Below are 16559 nucleotides of genomic sequence, written 5' to 3'. Positions count from 1 at the left end.
TCCCGACAGGGTTTTCACGGTTGGGGGTGCATCACCTCGACCTGCCCCTGACGCGCCCGGTACTCGCCGGGGGTGATCCTCGCGTAACGCAGGAAGAAGCGGCTGAAATACGCCGGGTCCTTGAAGCCCAGGCGGTAGCAGATTTCGTTTACCGAACTGCCGGTGAACAGCAGCAGACGCTTGGCCTCTTGCATCAACCGTTCGTACACCAGGCGCTTGGACGGCAGGTCAGCGATGCGCCGGCAGACGTCGTTGAGCCGCGCCTCGGTGACGCCGATCTGCGCCGCATAGCGGGTCAGCGGCCAGTGCTCCAGGTACTGGGCTTCGATCAGTTCATTGAAACGGTGGAAAATCTGCAGGTCTTCGTGCCGCGCCGGGCGGGCCTCCAGGGAATTGGCCGACAGCCTGAGCAGGCTGATGACGATCAAGCGCGTCAAGGCTTCCAGGGCCGGCTCTCGCCCAGGCTCTTGGCCGGAAAACTCGCGCTGCAATTCACTGAACAGCCGCTCCAGGCGTTGCACCTCGGCTTCGAATTCCGTGCCCAGGCGCGCTAAGGCGACACAGGCCGGCGGCACCACAGGCCCCGGAGCCAACCTGGGGTCAGCTTCGATCAGTTCCCAGACCAGTTGCTGACGCACGGTGAGCACGTGGCCTTCGCTGTCGGCTTCGGTGACAAAGGAATGGGGAATGGTTGGCGGCGTGAGGAAAAACATCGGTCCCGACTCCAGATATTGCTGGTCGTCGAGGTACACCCGCACCGCCCCGCTCTGCACGTAGTGCACCTGGAAAAACCGGTCATGGCGATGCACCGGCATGTTGCGCCCGAAGAACCCGGCCAGATTGCTGAGCTTGTCGTAATGCACCTGGGAGTCGGCGTAACGCTGGTCGTAGACCTGACCGATATTGATATTGGGGATCGGCTGGCGATCACTCATGGCAACGTTCTCTTTTTATTTTCAAGCCCTTGGGGCCGTCCCATCCTGCGTGATCCGCCGCGTGTAAACCAGCCCGCAAATGAACACAGGGCTTCAGCCCTTGACGATCGTTAACATATTAAATATAACGTTAACACATTAACGAATTCACCTCGCGGCCAACCCCCTGTTCCGCGATGCAGAGGAGACAACAACAATGAGCCGTGCACTGCATGACGTCGCCACCGGCACCCTGTTCGGCGTGGCCCTGAACTACCAGGGGCTGTTGCAGCAGCACCTGCAAAGCTTCACCCAGCCGCCGTACCAGAAGCCCCCGGTGAAACCGGTGCTGTTCATCAAGACCCCCAACACCCGCAACCGGCACGATGCGCCCGTGGTCTACCCGAACGGCGTCGAACGCCTGCAGCCGGGCCCGGCGCTGGGGGTGGTGATCGGCAAGGACGCCAGCCGCGTGAGCCTGGAAAACGCCATGCAGTACGTGGCCGGCTACACCATCGTCAACGAATTCAGCCTGCCTGAAGACAGCTACTACCGCCCCGCCGTGAAGGCCAAGTGCCGGGACGGTTTCTGCGCCCTGGGCCCGACCCTGGTGCCTGCCAACGAGGTGGCCGACCCACACGCCCTGGACCTTGAGTTGTTCGTCAACGGCGAACGGGTGCAACACAACAGCACCGCGAACCTGGTGCGCAGCATCCCGCAATTGATTGTCGAGCTCAGCGAGTTCATGACCCTGCATGCCGGCGACGTGCTGATCACCGGAACCCCGGAAGGCCGTGTCGATGTGCGCCCCGGCGACCGCGTCGAAGTGCAGATCAGCGGCCTGGGTCGCCTCGCCAACTCCATCGTTGCTGAATAAGGAATCGACATGAAACACGCCCGTATCCGTTTTCAAGGTCAGGTCCACGAGGTGTCGGTCAACGAGCACAACGCCGTGACCCTGGCCGATGGCCGCACCCTCGCCGAAGACCAGGTGCAATGGCTGCCGCCGGCCACCGGCAGCATGTTCGCCCTGGGCCTGAACTACGCCGACCACGCCGCCGAGCTGGCCTTCACGCCGCCGACCGAGCCCTTGGCCTTTATCAAGTCCCCCGGCACTTACACCGGCCATCACCAAGTGACCTGGCGCCCGGACAACGTCGCCTACATGCACTACGAGTGCGAACTGGTGGCGGTGATCGGCAAGACCGCGCGCAACGTCAAACGCGAGGATGCCCTGGAGTACCTGGCCGGCTACACGCTGTGCAACGACTACGCAATCCGCGACTACCTGGAAAACTACTACCGGCCCAACCTGCGGGTGAAGAACCGCGATGCCACGACCCCGGTCGGGCCGTGGATCGTCGACGTCGCCGATGTGCCGGACCCCGGCAACCTGACGCTGCGCACCTGGGTCAACGGTGAGCTGCGCCAGGAAGGCAGCACCCGGGACATGATTTTCGACATCCCTTACCTGATCGAATACCTGTCCAGTTTCATGACCCTGCAACCCGGCGACATGATCGCCACCGGCACGCCGGAAGGCTTGGCCGATGTGGTTCCGGGGGATGAAGTGGTGGTGGAAGTGGAAGGCGTGGGTCGCCTGGTTAACCGAATTGTCAGCGAAGCGGAATTCTTCTCCGCCCGGAAAGAGGCTTGAGCAGCATGATCAAACATTGGATCAACGGCCGTGAGGTCGAAAGCAAAGACGTCTTCACCAACTACAACCCCGCCACTGGCGAGGCCATCGGTGAAGTGGCCAGCGGCGGCGCCGAAGAAATCGCCCTGGCCGTGGCAGCCGCCAAGGAAGCCTTTCCGAAATGGGCCAACACCCCGGCCAAGGAGCGTGCGCGGCTGATGCGCAAGCTCGGCGAACTGATCGAGCAGAACGTACCGAACCTGGCCGAACTGGAAACCCTGGACACCGGTTTGCCGATCCACCAGACCAAGAACGTGCTGATCCCCCGGGCCTCGCATAACTTCGACTTCTTCGCCGAGGTCTGCACCCGCATGGACGGCCACAGCTACCCGGTGGACGACCAGATGCTCAACTACACCCTGTACCAGCCGGTGGGCGTCTGTGCCCTGGTGTCGCCGTGGAACGTGCCGTTCATGACCGCCACCTGGAAGACCGCGCCGTGCCTGGCCCTGGGCAACACCGCCGTGTTGAAGATGAGCGAACTGTCGCCACTGACCGCCAACGAACTGGGGCGCCTGGCCGTGGAAGCGGGCATTCCGGCCGGGGTGCTGAACATCGTCCAGGGCTACGGCGCCACCGCTGGCGACGCCCTGGTGCGCCACCCGGATGTGCGGGCAATTTCCTTCACCGGCGGCACCGCCACCGGCAAGAAAATCATGCAGACCGCGGGCCTGAAGAAGTACTCCATGGAACTGGGCGGCAAGTCGCCGGTGCTGGTCTTCGAGGACGCCGACCTGGAACGGGCCCTGGACGCCGCGCTGTTCACCATCTTTTCCCTGAACGGCGAACGCTGCACCGCCGGCAGCCGGATTTTCATCCAGGAAAGCGTCTACCCGCAGTTCGTCAAGGAATTCGCCGCCCGCGCCAAGCGGCTGATTGTCGGTGACCCCACGGACTTGAAAACCCAAGTCGGCTCGATGATTACCCAGGCCCACTACGACAAGGTCACCGGCTATATCAAGATCGGTATCGAAGAAGGCGCCACCCTGCTCGCTGGTGGCCTGGAACGCCCGGCCAACTTGCCGGCGCACCTGAGCAAGGGTCAGTTCATCCAACCCACGGTGTTCGCCGATGTGAACAACAAAATGCGCATCGCCCAGGAGGAAATCTTCGGCCCGGTGGTCTGCCTGATTCCGTTCAAGGACGAAGCCGAGGCCCTGCAATTGGCCAACGACACCGAGTACGGCCTGGCGTCCTATATCTGGACCCAGGACATCGGCAAGGCCCATCGCCTGGCCCGTGGCATCGAGGCCGGCATGGTGTTTATCAACAGCCAGAACGTGCGCGACCTGCGCCAGCCCTTCGGCGGGGTCAAGGGCTCGGGCACCGGCCGTGAAGGCGGTGAGTACAGCTTCGAGGTGTTTGCCGAGATCAAGAACGTCTGCCTATCCATGGGCAGTCACCACATCCCGCGCTGGGGCGTGTAAGGTCTGTAACCGTCCCGGATCACGCCAACAATAAGATGTTTCAGGAGAAGCACCATGGGCGAAGTCGTCATGGCCGCCAAGGTCTGCCACGTTCCATCGATGTACCTGTCCGAACTGCCGGGCAAACACCACGGCTGCCGCGCTGCTGCCATTGCCGGACACAAGGAGATTGCCCGCCGCGCCCGGGCGCTGGGGGCCGACACCGCGGTGGTGTTCGATGTGCACTGGCTGGTCAACAGCGGTTACCACATCAACTGCGGTGAAGCCTTCAATGGCACCTACACCAGCAACGAGCTGCCGCACTTCATCAAGAACATGACCTACGACTATCAAGGCTGCCCGGAGCTGGGCGAATTGATTGCCGCCGAGGCCAATGCCGCCGATGTGCGCACCCTGGCCCACAACATCCCCAGCCTGGAGCTGGAGTACGGAACCCTGGTGCCCATGCGCTACATGCACATGGACGTGCCGCCGGAGGAGCACTTCAAGGTGATTTCGATCGCCGCCTGGTGCGCCTGGCATCGCCTGGAAGACAGCTTCACCTTTGGTGCCGCTGTCCGCCGGGCCATCGAAAAGAGCGATCGCAAGGTCCTGGTGCTGGCGTCCGGCTCCCTGTCCCACCGCTTCTCCGATGACCGCCTGGCCGAAGCCAACATCCATAACTGGACCCGGGAATTCGACAAGCAGATGGACCTGCGGGTGGTGGAGCTGTGGCAGCAAGGCCGCTTCCGCGAGTTCTGCGCCATGCTGCCGGACTACGCCGAGCACTGTTACGGCGAAGGCAAGATGCATGACACAGCCATGCTCCTGGGACTGCTGGGCGGGCCGGACTACAACCGACCGGCCGAGATCATCACCCCGCCGTTCGGCAGCTCGGGCACCGGCCAGATTAATGCGGTCTTTGAGCTTTGAAGGCAGTGGTGAACGGCAAGCTGTGAGCTGTGAGCCGCAAGCTGAAAGCGCTTAACAACGTCAATTGAACCTGCGAGGCGCGGGCTACCAGCGTAAGAGCACTGCTCTTGCCGCTTGTAGCTTGCCGCGCCCCCCTGCGCCAAAGGAGCTCCCCATGCCCCATTTCATCGCTGAATACACCGACAACATCGAGGCCGAAGCCGATCTGCCCGGGCTCTTCGTCAAGGTCCATGACTGCCTGGGCGCCAGTGGCGTGTTCCCCCTGGGCGGTATTCGCAGCCGGGGCCAGCGCCTGGACACCTGGCGCATGGCCGATGGCAAGCACGACTACGCCTTTGTCCACATGCGCCTGCAAGTGGGCGCCGGACGGGACCTGGCCACGCGCGCCAGGTCGCCGAGGCGCTGTTCGAGGTGATCAAGGCGCACTTTGCCGAGCTGCAGGCCCGACGCCTGCTGGCCTTGTCATTCGAGATGACCGAGCTGGATGCCGAGCTCAACTTCAAACATAACAACGTGCATGCGTTTTTAAGCGGACAGGCCTGATCGCCGGCAAGCCGGCATCTACAAGGCGGTGTTCCGCTGGTACCCACAACAACAATAACGAGGTCATTGACATGTCCCATCCAGCCATCGCCGAAGCGCCAGTCGCCGAGGTCAACGACACCTATCGCACCATCACTTGGCGTCTGATGCCGCTGCTGTTCACCTGCTACATCTTTGCCCACCTGGACCGGATCAATATCGGCTTCGCCAAGCTGCAGATGACCCAGGACCTGGGCTTCAGTGACAGCGTCTACGGCCTGGGCGCTGGGCTGTTTTTCATTGCCTATGCGCTGTTCGGCGTGCCCAGCAACCTGGCCCTGGACAGGGTCGGCCCGCGCCGCTGGATCGCCACCCTGATGGTCACCTGGGGCCTGTTGTCCAGCGCCCTGCTGCTGGTGGACAGCGCGGCGGGTTTCTATGCCCTGCGCTTTCTCCTGGGGGTGGCCGAAGCCGGTTTCTTCCCCGGCATCCTGGTGCTGCTCAACCGCTGGTTCCCGGCAGCTCGGCGGGGCCAGGTCACGGCGCTGTTCGCCATTGCCGTGCCCATGGCCGGGGTGGTGGGCGGGCCGTTGTCAGGCTGGATCCTTGAAGGTTTTCACGACCTCGGCGGCCTGCGCGGCTGGCAGTGGATGTTCCTGATCGAAGGCCTGCCCGTGGTACTGCTCGGGCTGGTGGTGCTCAAGGTCCTGCCGGAAAGCCTCGAGCAAGTGGACTGGCTGAGCGACGCGCAAAAAGCCCAGGTGCAGGCAGCGCTGGCCCGCGAGGAACAACACAAATCCATCAGCCGCTTCAGCGACCTGCTGGGCAACCGGCACATCTGGCTGCTGGTGAGCATCTACTGCGCGGTGATGCTGGCGGTGAACACCATTGCCTTCTGGATGCCGACCCTGATCCACCACGCCGGCATCGGCCGCGACAGCAGCGTGGGCATGCTCAGCGCCCTGCCTTACCTGGCCGGCTGCCTGTTCATGATCGGCATCGGCCGCTCTTCCGACCGCCAGCGCGAACGCCGCTGGCACCTGGGCGTACCGCTGTTGATGGCCAGCGCCGGGCTGATCATCACCGGGCTGGCCCCGGAAAACCCTTGGCAGGTGATGTTCGGCTTGCTGATGGCGGGCATGGGCGCCAGTGCCGCATTGCCGATGTTCTGGCAACTGCCACCGGCGTTCCTGGCCAGCAATACCCAGGCGGCGGGCATCGGCCTGATCAGTTCCCTGGGCAGCATCGCCTCGTTCCTCGCCCCTTACCTGATCGGCGTGGTGCGTGACGCCACCCAGAGCGCCAGCCTGGCGCTGTACGCCCTGGCCCTGCTGATCGCCGTCGGCGCCTGGCTGGTGCTGCGGGTACCGGCCCATATCGTCAATCCACGAGAGAAATAACCATGCTGACTACCGCACAGATCCAACAGGCCGCGGCCCGCCTCGATGGCGCCGAACGCTCCCGGGAACAGATCGGCCAACTGTCCCTGGCCTACCCCGACATCAGCGTTGAAGACGCCTACGCCATCCAGCGCTGCTGGGTGGAACAGAAGATCCGCGATGGCCGCAAGCTGGTGGGGCACAAGATCGGCCTGACCTCCCGGGCCATGCAGGTGTCGTCGAACATCAGCGAACCGGATTTCGGTGCCCTGCTCGACGACATGTTCTTCGACGAAGGCAGCGACATCCCATTCCAGCGTTTTATCGTGCCGCGGGTCGAGGTGGAGCTGGCGTTTATCCTCGGCAAGCCGCTCAAGGGCCCCAACTGCACCCTGTTCGACGTGCTGGAAGCCACTGAATGGGTGATCCCGGCCTTGGAAATCATCGACGCGCGCATCCAGCAACTGGACCCGCAGACCCAGGTCACCCGCAAGGTGTTCGACACCATTTCCGACAACGCCGCCAACGCCGGGGTGGTGATGGGCGGTCGAGCCGTGCGCCCGGGGGACATTGACCTGCGCAAGGTGCCGGCGGTGCTGTACCGCAACGGTGTGATCGAGGAGTCCGGGGTCTCGGCAGCGGTGCTCAACCACCCGGCCAAGGGCGTGGCCTGGCTGGCCAACAAACTGGCGGCCTATGACGTCGGCCTGGAGGCCGGGCAGATCATTCTCGGCGGTTCCTTTACCCGCCCGGTGGCGGCCAATCCGGGGGACGTGTTCCACGTCGACTACGACCAACTGGGCTCCATCGCCTGCCGTTTTGTCTGAGGAAACTGCCATGCAGCTGCCGATCAACCGCTTCAAACAACGCCTGCAAGACGCCGAGCCACAGATCGGCCTGTGGGTCGGCCTGGCCAATGCCTATTGCGCCGAACTCGCGGCCAATGCCGGTTTTGACTGGCTGTTGCTGGACGGCGAACACGCCCCCAATGACCTGCGCGGCTTGCTCGGCCAGTTGCAGGCGATTGCCCCCTACCCGGTGCACGGCATCATCCGCCCGCCCATTGGCGACACCGCGCTGATCAAGCAATTGCTGGACATCGGTGCCCAGACCTTGCTGGTGCCCATGGTCGAAAGCGCCGAGCAGGCCCGGCAACTGGTGCGCGCCATGCGTTATCCACCCGAAGGCATTCGCGGGGTGGGCAGCGCCCTGGCCCGGGCGTCGCGCTGGAACAGCGTGCCGGGTTACCTGGACCAGGCCGACGCACAAATGTGCCTGCTGGTGCAGATCGAAAACCTTGCCGGCCTGGCCAACCTCGACCAGATTGCTGCTGTGGATGGGGTGGATGGGGTGTTTATCGGGCCGGCGGACTTGTCGGCGTCCATGGGCCATCGCGGCAACCCCGGGCACCCCGAAGTGGCGGCAGCGATCGAGGACGCCATCCTGCGGATTCGCCGCGCCGGCAAGGCCGCCGGGATCCTCAGCGCCGACCAGACCCTGGCACGGCGGGCGATTGAGTTGGGGGCGAATTTCGTTGCGGTGGGTGTGGATACCACGGTGCTGATGAAAGGTCTGCAAACCCTCGCCGGCCAGTACAAGACCCTGGAGACCCCTAGCACCAGCGGCGGCGGGGTTTATTGACGCCCCCCGTACCTTGCAGGAGCCGGCTTGCCGACGATCGCAGTGTCAAGACAGGCGCAGTGCTTGAGGGCGCTATCGCTGGCAAGCCAGCGCCCACACAGGGTTGATGTTCACCCCGCCCCTGCAGGAGCCCGGCTGGCCGGCGATGGCGGGGTTTATCGGGTGCGGCTGGCCAGGCGCCAGACTCGGGCGATGTCGGCGGCGCGGGCCCGCAGCAGGCGCGGTGCTTCGCTGCAGGCCTGTTCCAGGCTCATAGGTCCGGATGCCAGGGCGAACGCTGCGTCCACTCCATGTTGGTACATCTGCTCGTAGCCGTCGCCCAGGGTGCCGGCCAGCACAATCACCGGTACGCCGTGCTGGCGGGCGATGCGGGCGACGCCAAAGGGGGTCTTGCCGCGCAAGGTCTGGGCGTCGAAGCGCCCTTCCCCGGTGATCACCAAATCAGCGCCCATCACGGCCTGCTCCAACCCCACCAACTCGGCCACCACTTCCACGCCTGGGCGGAACTGCGCCCCGAGGAACGCCTTGGCGGCAAACCCCAGGCCGCCGGCCGCGCCGCTGCCGGGTTCGTCGCGCACATCCTTGGGCAGGACCTGGGCACACAGGTCGGCAAAATGCCCCAGGGCCTGGTCCAGCGCCCGCACTTGCTGTGGTGACGCGCCCTTCTGCGGACCGAAAATCGCCGATGCACCGTGGTCGCCGCACAACGGGTTGTTGACGTCGGCGGCGATCTCGAAGCGCACCCGGTCCAGGCGCGGGTCCAGGCCGTCGAGTTCGATACGGGCCAAGTCCGCCAGGGCCAGGCCGCCCTGGGGCAGGGTCCGGCCCTGCGAGTCCAGAAGCTTCAAGCCCAAAGCCTGCAAGGCTCCCGCGCCGCCGTCGTTGGTGGCGCTGCCGCCAATGGCCAGGATGATGCGCTCGGCCCCGGCCTCCAGCGCCGCCAGAATCACCTCCCCGGTGCCAAAGGTGCTGCTGACACAGGCGTCGCGCTGCCCCAGGGGCACCAACTGCAAGCCACTGGCCTCGGCCATTTCAATGATTGCCGTACGGCTGTTCGGCAGCCAGCCCCAACGGGCCTCGACCGGGCTGCCCAAGGGGCCCTGGACCACCGTGCTGCGCGGCTCGCCGGCGCAGGCGGCCAGCACCGACTCCACCGTACCTTCACCGCCGTCGGCCATCGGGCACTGGAGCAACTGCGCATCCGGCCAGATGTCCGCCAGGCCGAGGGCAATGGCTTGGGCGACGCCTTCGGCACTCAGGCTGTCCTTGAAGGAGTCGGGGGCGATGATGATTTTCATGGGCTATCTCCGGTTCTTATGCCATGCATGCTGCCAGTTGCCATCGAGGCTGACGCCTGTCGACTGCACAAGTGCGCGACGGCTTTATTGTTCATTGCTACAAGAACCGCGGCCAAACCTCGCCTTGGCGTGGCCCGGCCATTCACAAACCTCAGTGGGCATCGCTGCCTTGGGGCAGCAATTGCACGCCCAGATACAGCGCCAGCATGCCATCGAGCCGCAACGGGTCGACGCCGCTCAGCTCGGCAATGCGCTCCATGCGGTAACGCAGGCTGTTGCGGTGAATGCCCAGGGCATCGGCACAGGCCTGGCTTTGCCCATCGTGCTCGCACCAACTGCGCAGGGTCGCGAGCAACTGGCCGTTGCTGTCCTTGGCGATCACCTTGCGCAACGGGCTGAGCAACTCGTCCAAGGCGTCATCATTGCGATGGCGCCAGAGCATCACTGGCAGGCGATAACGGTTCAGGGTCAGCAAGCGTGAATGGCCCAATACGTCACGACCGTAGGCCAGCAAGTCGCCAACCCGGCGATAGCAGCGGCGCAACCCGGCCAGGCCGTCAGCCTGCCCGCCAATGGCGATGCGCAGGATGTTCCAGCCCAGGCCGTCGAGCTTCTCCAGCAACCGTGGGTTGTCGACGGTGGTCGCTGCCGGTCGGCACCACAGCAACGAGGTCTTGGAGGCGCTGACGCACCAGCTGTCCGGGTAGCGCGACATCAACCAGCCGCTCAGGGCTTCGGCGGTCTGCCCGGCGCTGTGTTCCAGGCCCAGCTCGAACAGGTACGGGGTGCGCGGCAACTGCGGCTTGAGGCCCATCTGCTGCGCCTCGTCCACCAGCCGCGGCGAGTCACCGTCATCGCTGAGCAGCAAGGCCAGCAAGTCGTCGCCACGCTGGCGGCGCCATTGTTGTTCGGCCTGCTGATGGCGCTGGCCCACCAGCATCTCGGCGGTCATGCGCACCAGTTCGGCGTAGGTGCGCAACTGCTCCGGGTCGCCGGTGATGCCCAGCACGCCGATCAGCCGCTGGTCATGCAGCAACGGTAGGTTGATGCCTGGCTGCACGCCCTTGAGGTGCTTGGCGGTCTGCACGTCGATCTCCACCACACGACCGTTGGCTAGTACCAGTTGCGCGCCCTCGTGGCGAGTGTTGACGCGCTCCGGTTCGCCGCTGCCGAGGATCAGGCCCTGGCTGTCCATGACGTTGACGTTGTAGGGCAAGATGGCCATCGTCCGGTCGACGATATCCTGGGCCAGGTCATGATCCAGTTCGAACATAGCAGCGTGATCCTTGAAGGCGGATTCTTGTGAAAAGCCGGAAACTTGGTCGCCAGCACGGACGAAGCGTGCAATCGCTGTGCGCAAGCACAAAGACAGCCGCCTTGACCTGACCGAGACTCTCAGGGCGGTCAACGTTACCCTTGCACCGCAAAAAATCATAATAAAGAGAGACCCGCCATGTCACAGAGCGCCGCTGCCGTCCTGGCCACAGCTGACGAAAAGAACACCGTCTACAAGCGCATCACCCTGCGCTTGATCCCCTTCATCTTCATTTGCTACCTGTTCAACTACCTGGACCGGGTCAACGTTGGCTTCGCCAAGTTGCAAATGCTCGATGCGCTGAAATTCAGTGAAACCGTGTACGGCCTCGGGGCCGGCATCTTCTTTATCGGTTACGTGCTGTGCGGCGTGCCGAGCAACCTGGCACTGAACAAGTTCGGCCCTCGGCGCTGGATTGCGCTGATGATGATCACCTGGGGCACCCTGTCCACCTGCCTGCTGTTCGTCACCACACCGACCCAGTTCTACACCCTGCGCCTGTTCACCGGGGCCGCCGAAGCCGGCTTCTTCCCCGGCGTGGTGCTGTACCTCTCGCAGTGGTTCCCGAGCTTCCGTCGCGGCCGCATCATGGCCCTGTTCATGTCGGCTATCCCGGTGTCCGGCCTGCTCGGCAGCCCCTTCTCCGGCTGGATCCTCAACCACTTCGCCGCCGGCCAGGGTGGCCTTGCGGGCTGGCAGTGGATGTTCCTGCTGCAGGGCATTCCGACAGTCGTGCTGGGTGGCCTGGCGTTTTTCCTGCTTAGCGACAGCTTCGCCAACGCCACGTGGCTGACGCCCAAGGAGCGTGCGGTGCTCGAAGCCGACCAGGCCGAAGACGCCGCCAACAAGCCCAAGACCACCGGCGACTCCCTGGCCGCGGTGTTCAAGAACCCGGCGATCTGGGCCTTTGGCCTGATCTACTTCTGCATCCAGAGCGGCGTCTACGCCATCAACTTCTGGTTGCCGTCGATCATCAAGAACCTGGGCTTCAGCGACAACCTGGTGATCGGTTGGCTGAGCGCCATTCCCTACTTGCTGGCGGCGGTGTTCATGCTGCTGGTGGGCCGTTCCGCCGACCTGCGCAAGGAGCGCCGCTGGCACTTGGTGGTGCCGATGCTGATGGGCGCCGTGGGCTTGCTGATCGCGGTCAACTTCGCCACCCAGCCGGCCATCGCCATCCTCGGCCTGACCATCGCCACCATGGGCGCCCTCACCGGTCTGCCAATGTTCTGGCCGGTGCCCACAGCGCTGCTCAGTGCCGGTGCCGCTGCCGGTGGCCTGGCGTTGATCAACTCCATGGGCCAGATGGCCGGTTTTCTCAGCCCGTACATCGTCGGCTGGGTCAAGGACACCACCGGCTCCACCGATGCCGCCCTGTACCTGTTGGCCGGGGTGATCGTCGCCGGCAGCCTGCTGGCCCTGCGCATGACCCGCAGCCTGCGTAACCAGTAAGCCCTCCCCAAGCCCGCGTCGGACTGCCCCGCCGCCGACGCGGCGCCTCGCTCCTGATACCGCCCCTCGCTTGTGCATCCAGACAGCACGGCCAGCGCCCTCGAACGTCGTATTTTCCCTTGATTGAGATTGCTCCTGGCCGGGGTTCTGGTATTTGATGTGTGCCCGACGCCTCGTCTGCGACGCTGCGGTCGCTTCCTCAACGTACAAGGATTTCGTTCATGAGCCATCGCCTCCTCGGCCATTCCGGCCTCAAGGTCTCCGCCCTGACCCTGGGCACCATGATGTTCGGCGAGCAGACCCAAACCGACGACGCCCTGCGCATCATCGACAAGGCCTGGGACCAGGGCATCAACTTTATCGACACCGCCGACGTCTACACAGGCGGGCGCTCCGAGGAGATCGTCGGTGAAGCCATTGCCCGCCGTCGCCATGACTGGGTGGTGGCGTCCAAGGTCGGCTTCGGGCCGGCCGACGGCGTGCCCAACCGCGCCGGACTGAGCCGCAAGCATATTTTCAACGCCATCGACGCCAGCCTGACCCGCCTGGGCAGCGACTACCTGGACATCTATTACCTGCACCGCGAAGACCACAACACGCCACTGGAGGTGAGCATCCGCGCCATCGGCGACCTGCTGCGCCAGGGCAAGATCCGTTACTGGGGGCTGTCCAACTACCGCGGCTGGCGGATCGCCGAAGCGGTGCGCATCGCTGACCAACTGGGGATCGAGCGCCCGGTGATCAGCCAACCGCTGTACAACATCGTCAACCGCCAGGCCGAAGCCGAGCAGATCACCGCCGCCCGCGCCTACGGCCTTGGCGTGGTGCCTTACAGCCCGTTGGCCCGGGGCGTGCTCAGTGGCAAGTACGCCCCCGATGTGGCGCCGGACAGCAGCAGCCGCGCCGGGCGCCAGGACAAGCGCATCCTGGAAACCGAATGGCGGGTCGAGTCCCTGCGCATCGCCCAGCAGATCCAGGAGTACTGCCAGGGCCGAGGTGTGGGGATCGTGCCCTTCGCCATCGCCTGGGTGCTGAACAATCAGGCGGTCAGCTCGGCCATCGTCGGCCCGCGTACCGAGCAGCAGTGGGATGCCTACACCGAGGCGTTGAGCGTGCGCATCAGCGCCGAAGACGAAGCCTTTATCGACGCTCTGGTCACCCCCGGGCATGCCTCGACCCCCGGCTTCAATGACGTCAGTCATTTCGTTTCCGGGCGCACGCCATTCTCGGCCTGAGGTCCGCACCTGGCCGCCCAGCGCGGGCGGCCACTGCTCAATCGGCGGGATTAATCGGCGGTTTTGGCCAAAACGAGAAATTCCTCCACAAAACACCCGGATTCAGCGCAAATTTCTCGCTGTAAACCCTCTATATTCCCCTCGACGTACATCCCCCCTATTTCATCAAGCCTGCGGTGCAGGTCACACGAGGACAGCGTGTCTAAAGGTATTGTTTTATCGGTTCTGGCGTCGGTGCTGTTTGCCGTCATGTACTACTACACCTCGCTGCTGGCGCCGCTTTCCGGGCTGGAGATCTTTGGCTGGCGGATGCTGCTGACCCTGCCCTGCATGACCCTGTTCATGATCCTGGCCGGCGAATGGCCGCGAGTGGTCGGCCTGGGCCGACGGGTGCTGGCCACGCCGGCCCTGCTTCTGGCGCTGATGCTGTCCTCGGCCCTGGTGGGCGCGCAACTCTGGCTGTTTATGTGGGCGCCACTCAACGGCCATAGCCTGGACGTGTCCCTGGGGTATTTCCTCCTGCCGCTGACCATGGTGCTGACCGGGCGCATTGCCTATGGCGAACGCCTGTCACGGCTGCAGAAAATCGCCACCCTGTTCGCCGGCGTCGGGGTGTTCAATGAGCTGTATCAAATGGGTGGGGTGTCGTGGCCGACCTTGCTGGTGGTGCTGGGTTACCCGCTGTACTTCGTGCTGCGCAAACGCCTGGGCACCGATCACCTGGGCGGCCTGTGGTTCGACATGGCGCTGCTGATCCCCGTGGCCCTGTGGTTCGCCCAGGACTTCAACGTACTGGAGCGCAACCCGGGCCTGTACCTGCTGATTCCATTGCTCGGGGTGATCAGCGCCTCGGCCTTGCTTTGCTACATCATCGCCAGCCGGCTGCTGGCCTTTAGCCTGTTCGGCCTGCTAAGTTACGTTGAACCCGTGCTGTTGCTGGCCGTGGCCCTGCTGCTGGGAGAAAGCATCGGGCCGGGGGAATGGTTGACCTACGGGCCGATCTGGCTGGCGGTGCTGGTGTTGATGCTGGAAGGATTCAGGCACCTGCTGCGCCAGCGTCGCCGTCGGCACTCATGAGCCACCTCAGGGCTTGATCTGTTTCAGCTCGTTGAGCAGGCCCAGCAAGGCCTGGAGCTTTTCTTCCCCGAACTGCTGCTGGATCTTCTGGTAGTTGATTTCCATGTCGCCGCTCATGGACTCGAAACAGGCTTCGCCACGCTCGGTCAGGGTGATAAACAGACGGCGCTGGTCTTCCGGGGATTTGCGCCGGCTGACGTATTCATCACGCTCCAGCCGGGTCAGCACACCGGTCATGCTGGGCGGCAGGATGCAGGCCATCTTCGCCAGTTGATGGCTTTCCAGCTCGCCGTTCTGGCGCAGGATACGAATCACCCGCCACTGCTGTTCGGTGAGGTCGTGCTGGTTCAAAGAGGGGCGAAAAAAAGCCATGGCGGCTTCACGGGCCTGGAGCAAGGTCAGGGTCAGCGAGGGTCTGGGTGTCTTCATCGAGGGCCGTCGGTCAGGGGGGCGGGTAGGCAGGCGAGAAACATTAACACATTCACTATCGGCAACCGACAGGCAAAATAAAGCCCGACCCGGCAAGCGCCGGATCGGGCTCTGTAATCAATGCGGCCTGGCCTTAATCGGTGGCGAGCACACCACGACGCACCTGGTCACGCTCGATCGATTCGAACAGTGCCTTGAAGTTGCCTTCACCGAAACCATCGTCGCCCTTGCGCTGGATGAATTCGAAGAACACCGGGCCCATCAGGGTCTCCGAGAAAATCTGCAACAACAGGCGCTTGTCGCCGGCTTCCGACGAGCCGTCCAGCAAGATGCCCCGTGATTGCAGCTCGTTGACCGGCTCACCGTGGTTCGGCAGGCGACCTTCAAGCATCTCGTAATAGGTTTCCGGCGGCGCGGTCATAAAGCGCATGCCGATCTTTTTCAACGCGTCCCAAGTCTTCACCAGGTCATCGGTGAGGAACGCCACGTGCTGGATGCCCTCGCCGTTGAACTGCATCAGAAACTCTTCGATCTGCCCGGCGCCCTTGGACGATTCCTCGTTCAGCGGGATGCGGATCATGCCGTCCGGAGCGGTCATGGCCTTGGAGGTCAGGCCGGTGTATTCGCCCTTGATGTCGAAGTAGCGAATCTCGCGGAAGTTGAACAGTTTCTCGTAGAAGCCGGCCCAGTAAGCCATGCGTCCGCGGTACACGTTGTGGGTCAGGTGGTCGATGATCTTCAGGCCCGCGCCCTCGGGATGGCGGTCCACGCCGTCGAGGAATACGAAGTCGATGTCATAGATCGAGCTGCCTTCACCATAACGGTCGATCAGGTACAGCGGCGCGCCGCCGATGCCTTTGATCGCCGGCAGGTTCAGCTCCATGGGGCCGGTGGCGATGTGGATCGGCTGGGCACCCAGCTCCAGGGCACGGGAATAGGCCTGCTGGGCGTTCTGCACGCGGAACGCCATGCCGCACACCGACGGGCCGTGCTCGGCGGCAAAGTACGAGGCCACGCTGTGAGGTTCGTTGTTGAGGATCAGGTTGATCGCGCCCTGACGGTACAGGTGCACGTCTTTGGAACGGTGGGTCGCGACCTTGGTAAAGCCCATGATCTGGAAGATCGGCTCAAGGGTATTGGGGGTAGGCGATGCGAATTCGATGAATTCAAAGCCCATCAGGCCCATTGGGTTTTCGAAGATATCTGCCATGGTTGGCGCCTCATCATTTTTAGAATTAACCGCCGCGATACGCGGAGGGTCA

At 63.8% G+C, this 16559-nt stretch carries 15 protein-coding genes and 1 pseudogene; 11 read left to right on the top strand and 5 right to left on the bottom strand.

Features of this window, described 5'->3' with window-relative positions; genetic code table 11:
* Nucleotides 1-14: 14 nt before the first annotated feature.
* Complete coding sequence (hpaA, locus tag M1B34_RS27800) at nt 15-935, bottom strand: 4-hydroxyphenylacetate catabolism regulatory protein HpaA (protein WP_268266794.1); 921 nt, start codon at nt 933-935, stop codon at nt 15-17.
* A 196-nt stretch (nt 936-1131) separates the two neighbouring features.
* Between hpaA and M1B34_RS27795 the strand changes: the two genes are divergently transcribed.
* From M1B34_RS27795 to hpaI, 8 genes and pseudogenes are all read left to right on the top strand, one after another.
* Complete coding sequence (locus M1B34_RS27795) at nt 1132-1791, top strand: fumarylacetoacetate hydrolase family protein (protein ID WP_123333425.1); 660 nt, start codon at nt 1132-1134, stop codon at nt 1789-1791.
* Nucleotides 1792-1800: 9 nt separating this feature from the next.
* Nucleotides 1801-2571 (top strand): fumarylacetoacetate hydrolase family protein, encoded by a 771-nt coding sequence (locus M1B34_RS27790; protein WP_268266793.1) that lies wholly within the window; start codon nt 1801-1803, stop codon nt 2569-2571.
* A gap of 5 nt (nt 2572-2576) precedes the next feature.
* On the top strand, nt 2577-4037 hold the full coding sequence (hpaE, locus tag M1B34_RS27785) for a 5-carboxymethyl-2-hydroxymuconate semialdehyde dehydrogenase (RefSeq protein ID WP_123334468.1): 1461 nt from the start codon (nt 2577-2579) through the stop codon (nt 4035-4037).
* Between the two features lie 54 nt (nt 4038-4091).
* A complete protein-coding gene (hpaD, locus tag M1B34_RS27780) occupies nt 4092-4949 on the top strand; it encodes a 3,4-dihydroxyphenylacetate 2,3-dioxygenase (RefSeq protein WP_123333429.1) in 858 nt (285 codons plus the stop codon).
* Between the two features lie 154 nt (nt 4950-5103).
* Nucleotides 5104-5492, top strand: a pseudogene (locus tag M1B34_RS27775) (5-carboxymethyl-2-hydroxymuconate isomerase).
* Between the two features lie 71 nt (nt 5493-5563).
* Nucleotides 5564-6871 carry an MFS transporter gene (locus M1B34_RS27770; protein ID WP_268266792.1) on the top strand — a complete coding sequence of 436 codons (1308 nt, stop codon included), beginning with the start codon at nt 5564-5566 and terminating at the stop codon, nt 6869-6871.
* A 2-nt stretch (nt 6872-6873) separates the two neighbouring features.
* On the top strand, nt 6874-7677 hold the full coding sequence (gene hpaH / locus M1B34_RS27765; RefSeq protein ID WP_268261367.1) for a 2-oxo-hept-4-ene-1,7-dioate hydratase: 804 nt from the start codon (nt 6874-6876) through the stop codon (nt 7675-7677).
* Nucleotides 7678-7687: 10 nt separating this feature from the next.
* Nucleotides 7688-8491, top strand: a complete 804-nt coding sequence (gene hpaI, locus M1B34_RS27760; protein WP_123333436.1) for a 4-hydroxy-2-oxoheptanedioate aldolase — start codon at nt 7688-7690, stop codon at nt 8489-8491.
* A 155-nt stretch (nt 8492-8646) separates the two neighbouring features.
* On the opposite strand, the gene M1B34_RS27755 is transcribed toward hpaI, so the two are convergent.
* Nucleotides 8647-9789, bottom strand: coding sequence for a glycerate kinase (locus tag M1B34_RS27755; protein ID WP_268266791.1), 1143 nt, complete (start codon nt 9787-9789; stop codon nt 8647-8649).
* 151 nt (nt 9790-9940) lie between these two features.
* Nucleotides 9941-11062, bottom strand: a complete 1122-nt coding sequence (locus M1B34_RS27750; RefSeq protein WP_268266790.1) for a sugar diacid recognition domain-containing protein — start codon at nt 11060-11062, stop codon at nt 9941-9943.
* 180 nt (nt 11063-11242) lie between these two features.
* Between M1B34_RS27750 and M1B34_RS27745 the strand changes: the two genes are divergently transcribed.
* The 3 genes from M1B34_RS27745 to rarD all read left to right on the top strand — a co-directional run bounded on the left by M1B34_RS27745 (nt 11243) and on the right by rarD (nt 14868).
* Entirely contained in the window at nt 11243-12556 is a 1314-nt protein-coding gene (locus M1B34_RS27745; protein WP_123333442.1) for an MFS transporter, read from the top strand.
* A 221-nt stretch (nt 12557-12777) separates the two neighbouring features.
* On the top strand, nt 12778-13791 hold the full coding sequence (locus M1B34_RS27740; RefSeq protein ID WP_123333444.1) for an aldo/keto reductase: 1014 nt from the start codon (nt 12778-12780) through the stop codon (nt 13789-13791).
* Nucleotides 13792-13989: 198 nt separating this feature from the next.
* Nucleotides 13990-14868, top strand: a complete 879-nt coding sequence (gene rarD, locus M1B34_RS27735; protein ID WP_268266789.1) for an EamA family transporter RarD — start codon at nt 13990-13992, stop codon at nt 14866-14868.
* A 6-nt stretch (nt 14869-14874) separates the two neighbouring features.
* Here the strand turns inward: rarD and hpaR are convergent, their stop codons facing one another.
* Both hpaR and hppD read right to left on the bottom strand, forming a co-directional pair.
* Nucleotides 14875-15297 (bottom strand): homoprotocatechuate degradation operon regulator HpaR, encoded by a 423-nt coding sequence (hpaR, locus tag M1B34_RS27730; RefSeq protein ID WP_123333448.1) that lies wholly within the window; start codon nt 15295-15297, stop codon nt 14875-14877.
* A gap of 133 nt (nt 15298-15430) precedes the next feature.
* Nucleotides 15431-16507, bottom strand: a complete 1077-nt coding sequence (gene hppD, locus M1B34_RS27725) for a 4-hydroxyphenylpyruvate dioxygenase (RefSeq protein WP_268266788.1) — start codon at nt 16505-16507, stop codon at nt 15431-15433.
* Nucleotides 16508-16559: the final 52 nt, after the last annotated feature.

This window comes from Pseudomonas morbosilactucae (assembly GCF_023241715.1).
Lineage (GTDB): Bacteria > Pseudomonadota > Gammaproteobacteria > Pseudomonadales > Pseudomonadaceae > Aquipseudomonas > Aquipseudomonas morbosilactucae.
The sequence above is the reverse complement of the archived record's forward strand: the minus strand, read 5'-3'. Positions and strand labels throughout refer to the sequence as shown.

Excerpts from the sequence above, each read along its gene's own strand:
- hpaA (WP_268266794.1), bottom strand. The coding sequence starts at position 935 with ATGAGTGATCGCCAGCCGATCCCCAATATCAATATCGGTCAGGTCTAC.
- M1B34_RS27795 (WP_123333425.1), top strand. The coding sequence starts at position 1,132 with ATGAGCCGTGCACTGCATGACGTCGCCACCGGCACCCTGTTCGGCGTG.
- M1B34_RS27790 (WP_268266793.1), top strand. The coding sequence starts at position 1,801 with ATGAAACACGCCCGTATCCGTTTTCAAGGTCAGGTCCACGAGGTGTCG.
- hpaE (WP_123334468.1), top strand. The coding sequence starts at position 2,577 with ATGATCAAACATTGGATCAACGGCCGTGAGGTCGAAAGCAAAGACGTC.
- hpaD (WP_123333429.1), top strand. The coding sequence starts at position 4,092 with ATGGGCGAAGTCGTCATGGCCGCCAAGGTCTGCCACGTTCCATCGATG.
- M1B34_RS27770 (WP_268266792.1), top strand. The coding sequence starts at position 5,564 with ATGTCCCATCCAGCCATCGCCGAAGCGCCAGTCGCCGAGGTCAACGAC.
- hpaH (WP_268261367.1), top strand. The coding sequence starts at position 6,874 with ATGCTGACTACCGCACAGATCCAACAGGCCGCGGCCCGCCTCGATGGC.
- hpaI (WP_123333436.1), top strand. The coding sequence starts at position 7,688 with ATGCAGCTGCCGATCAACCGCTTCAAACAACGCCTGCAAGACGCCGAG.
- M1B34_RS27755 (WP_268266791.1), bottom strand. The coding sequence starts at position 9,789 with ATGAAAATCATCATCGCCCCCGACTCCTTCAAGGACAGCCTGAGTGCC.
- M1B34_RS27750 (WP_268266790.1), bottom strand. The coding sequence starts at position 11,062 with ATGTTCGAACTGGATCATGACCTGGCCCAGGATATCGTCGACCGGACG.
- M1B34_RS27745 (WP_123333442.1), top strand. The coding sequence starts at position 11,243 with ATGTCACAGAGCGCCGCTGCCGTCCTGGCCACAGCTGACGAAAAGAAC.
- M1B34_RS27740 (WP_123333444.1), top strand. The coding sequence starts at position 12,778 with ATGAGCCATCGCCTCCTCGGCCATTCCGGCCTCAAGGTCTCCGCCCTG.
- hpaR (WP_123333448.1), bottom strand. The coding sequence starts at position 15,297 with ATGAAGACACCCAGACCCTCGCTGACCCTGACCTTGCTCCAGGCCCGT.
- hppD (WP_268266788.1), bottom strand. The coding sequence starts at position 16,507 with ATGGCAGATATCTTCGAAAACCCAATGGGCCTGATGGGCTTTGAATTC.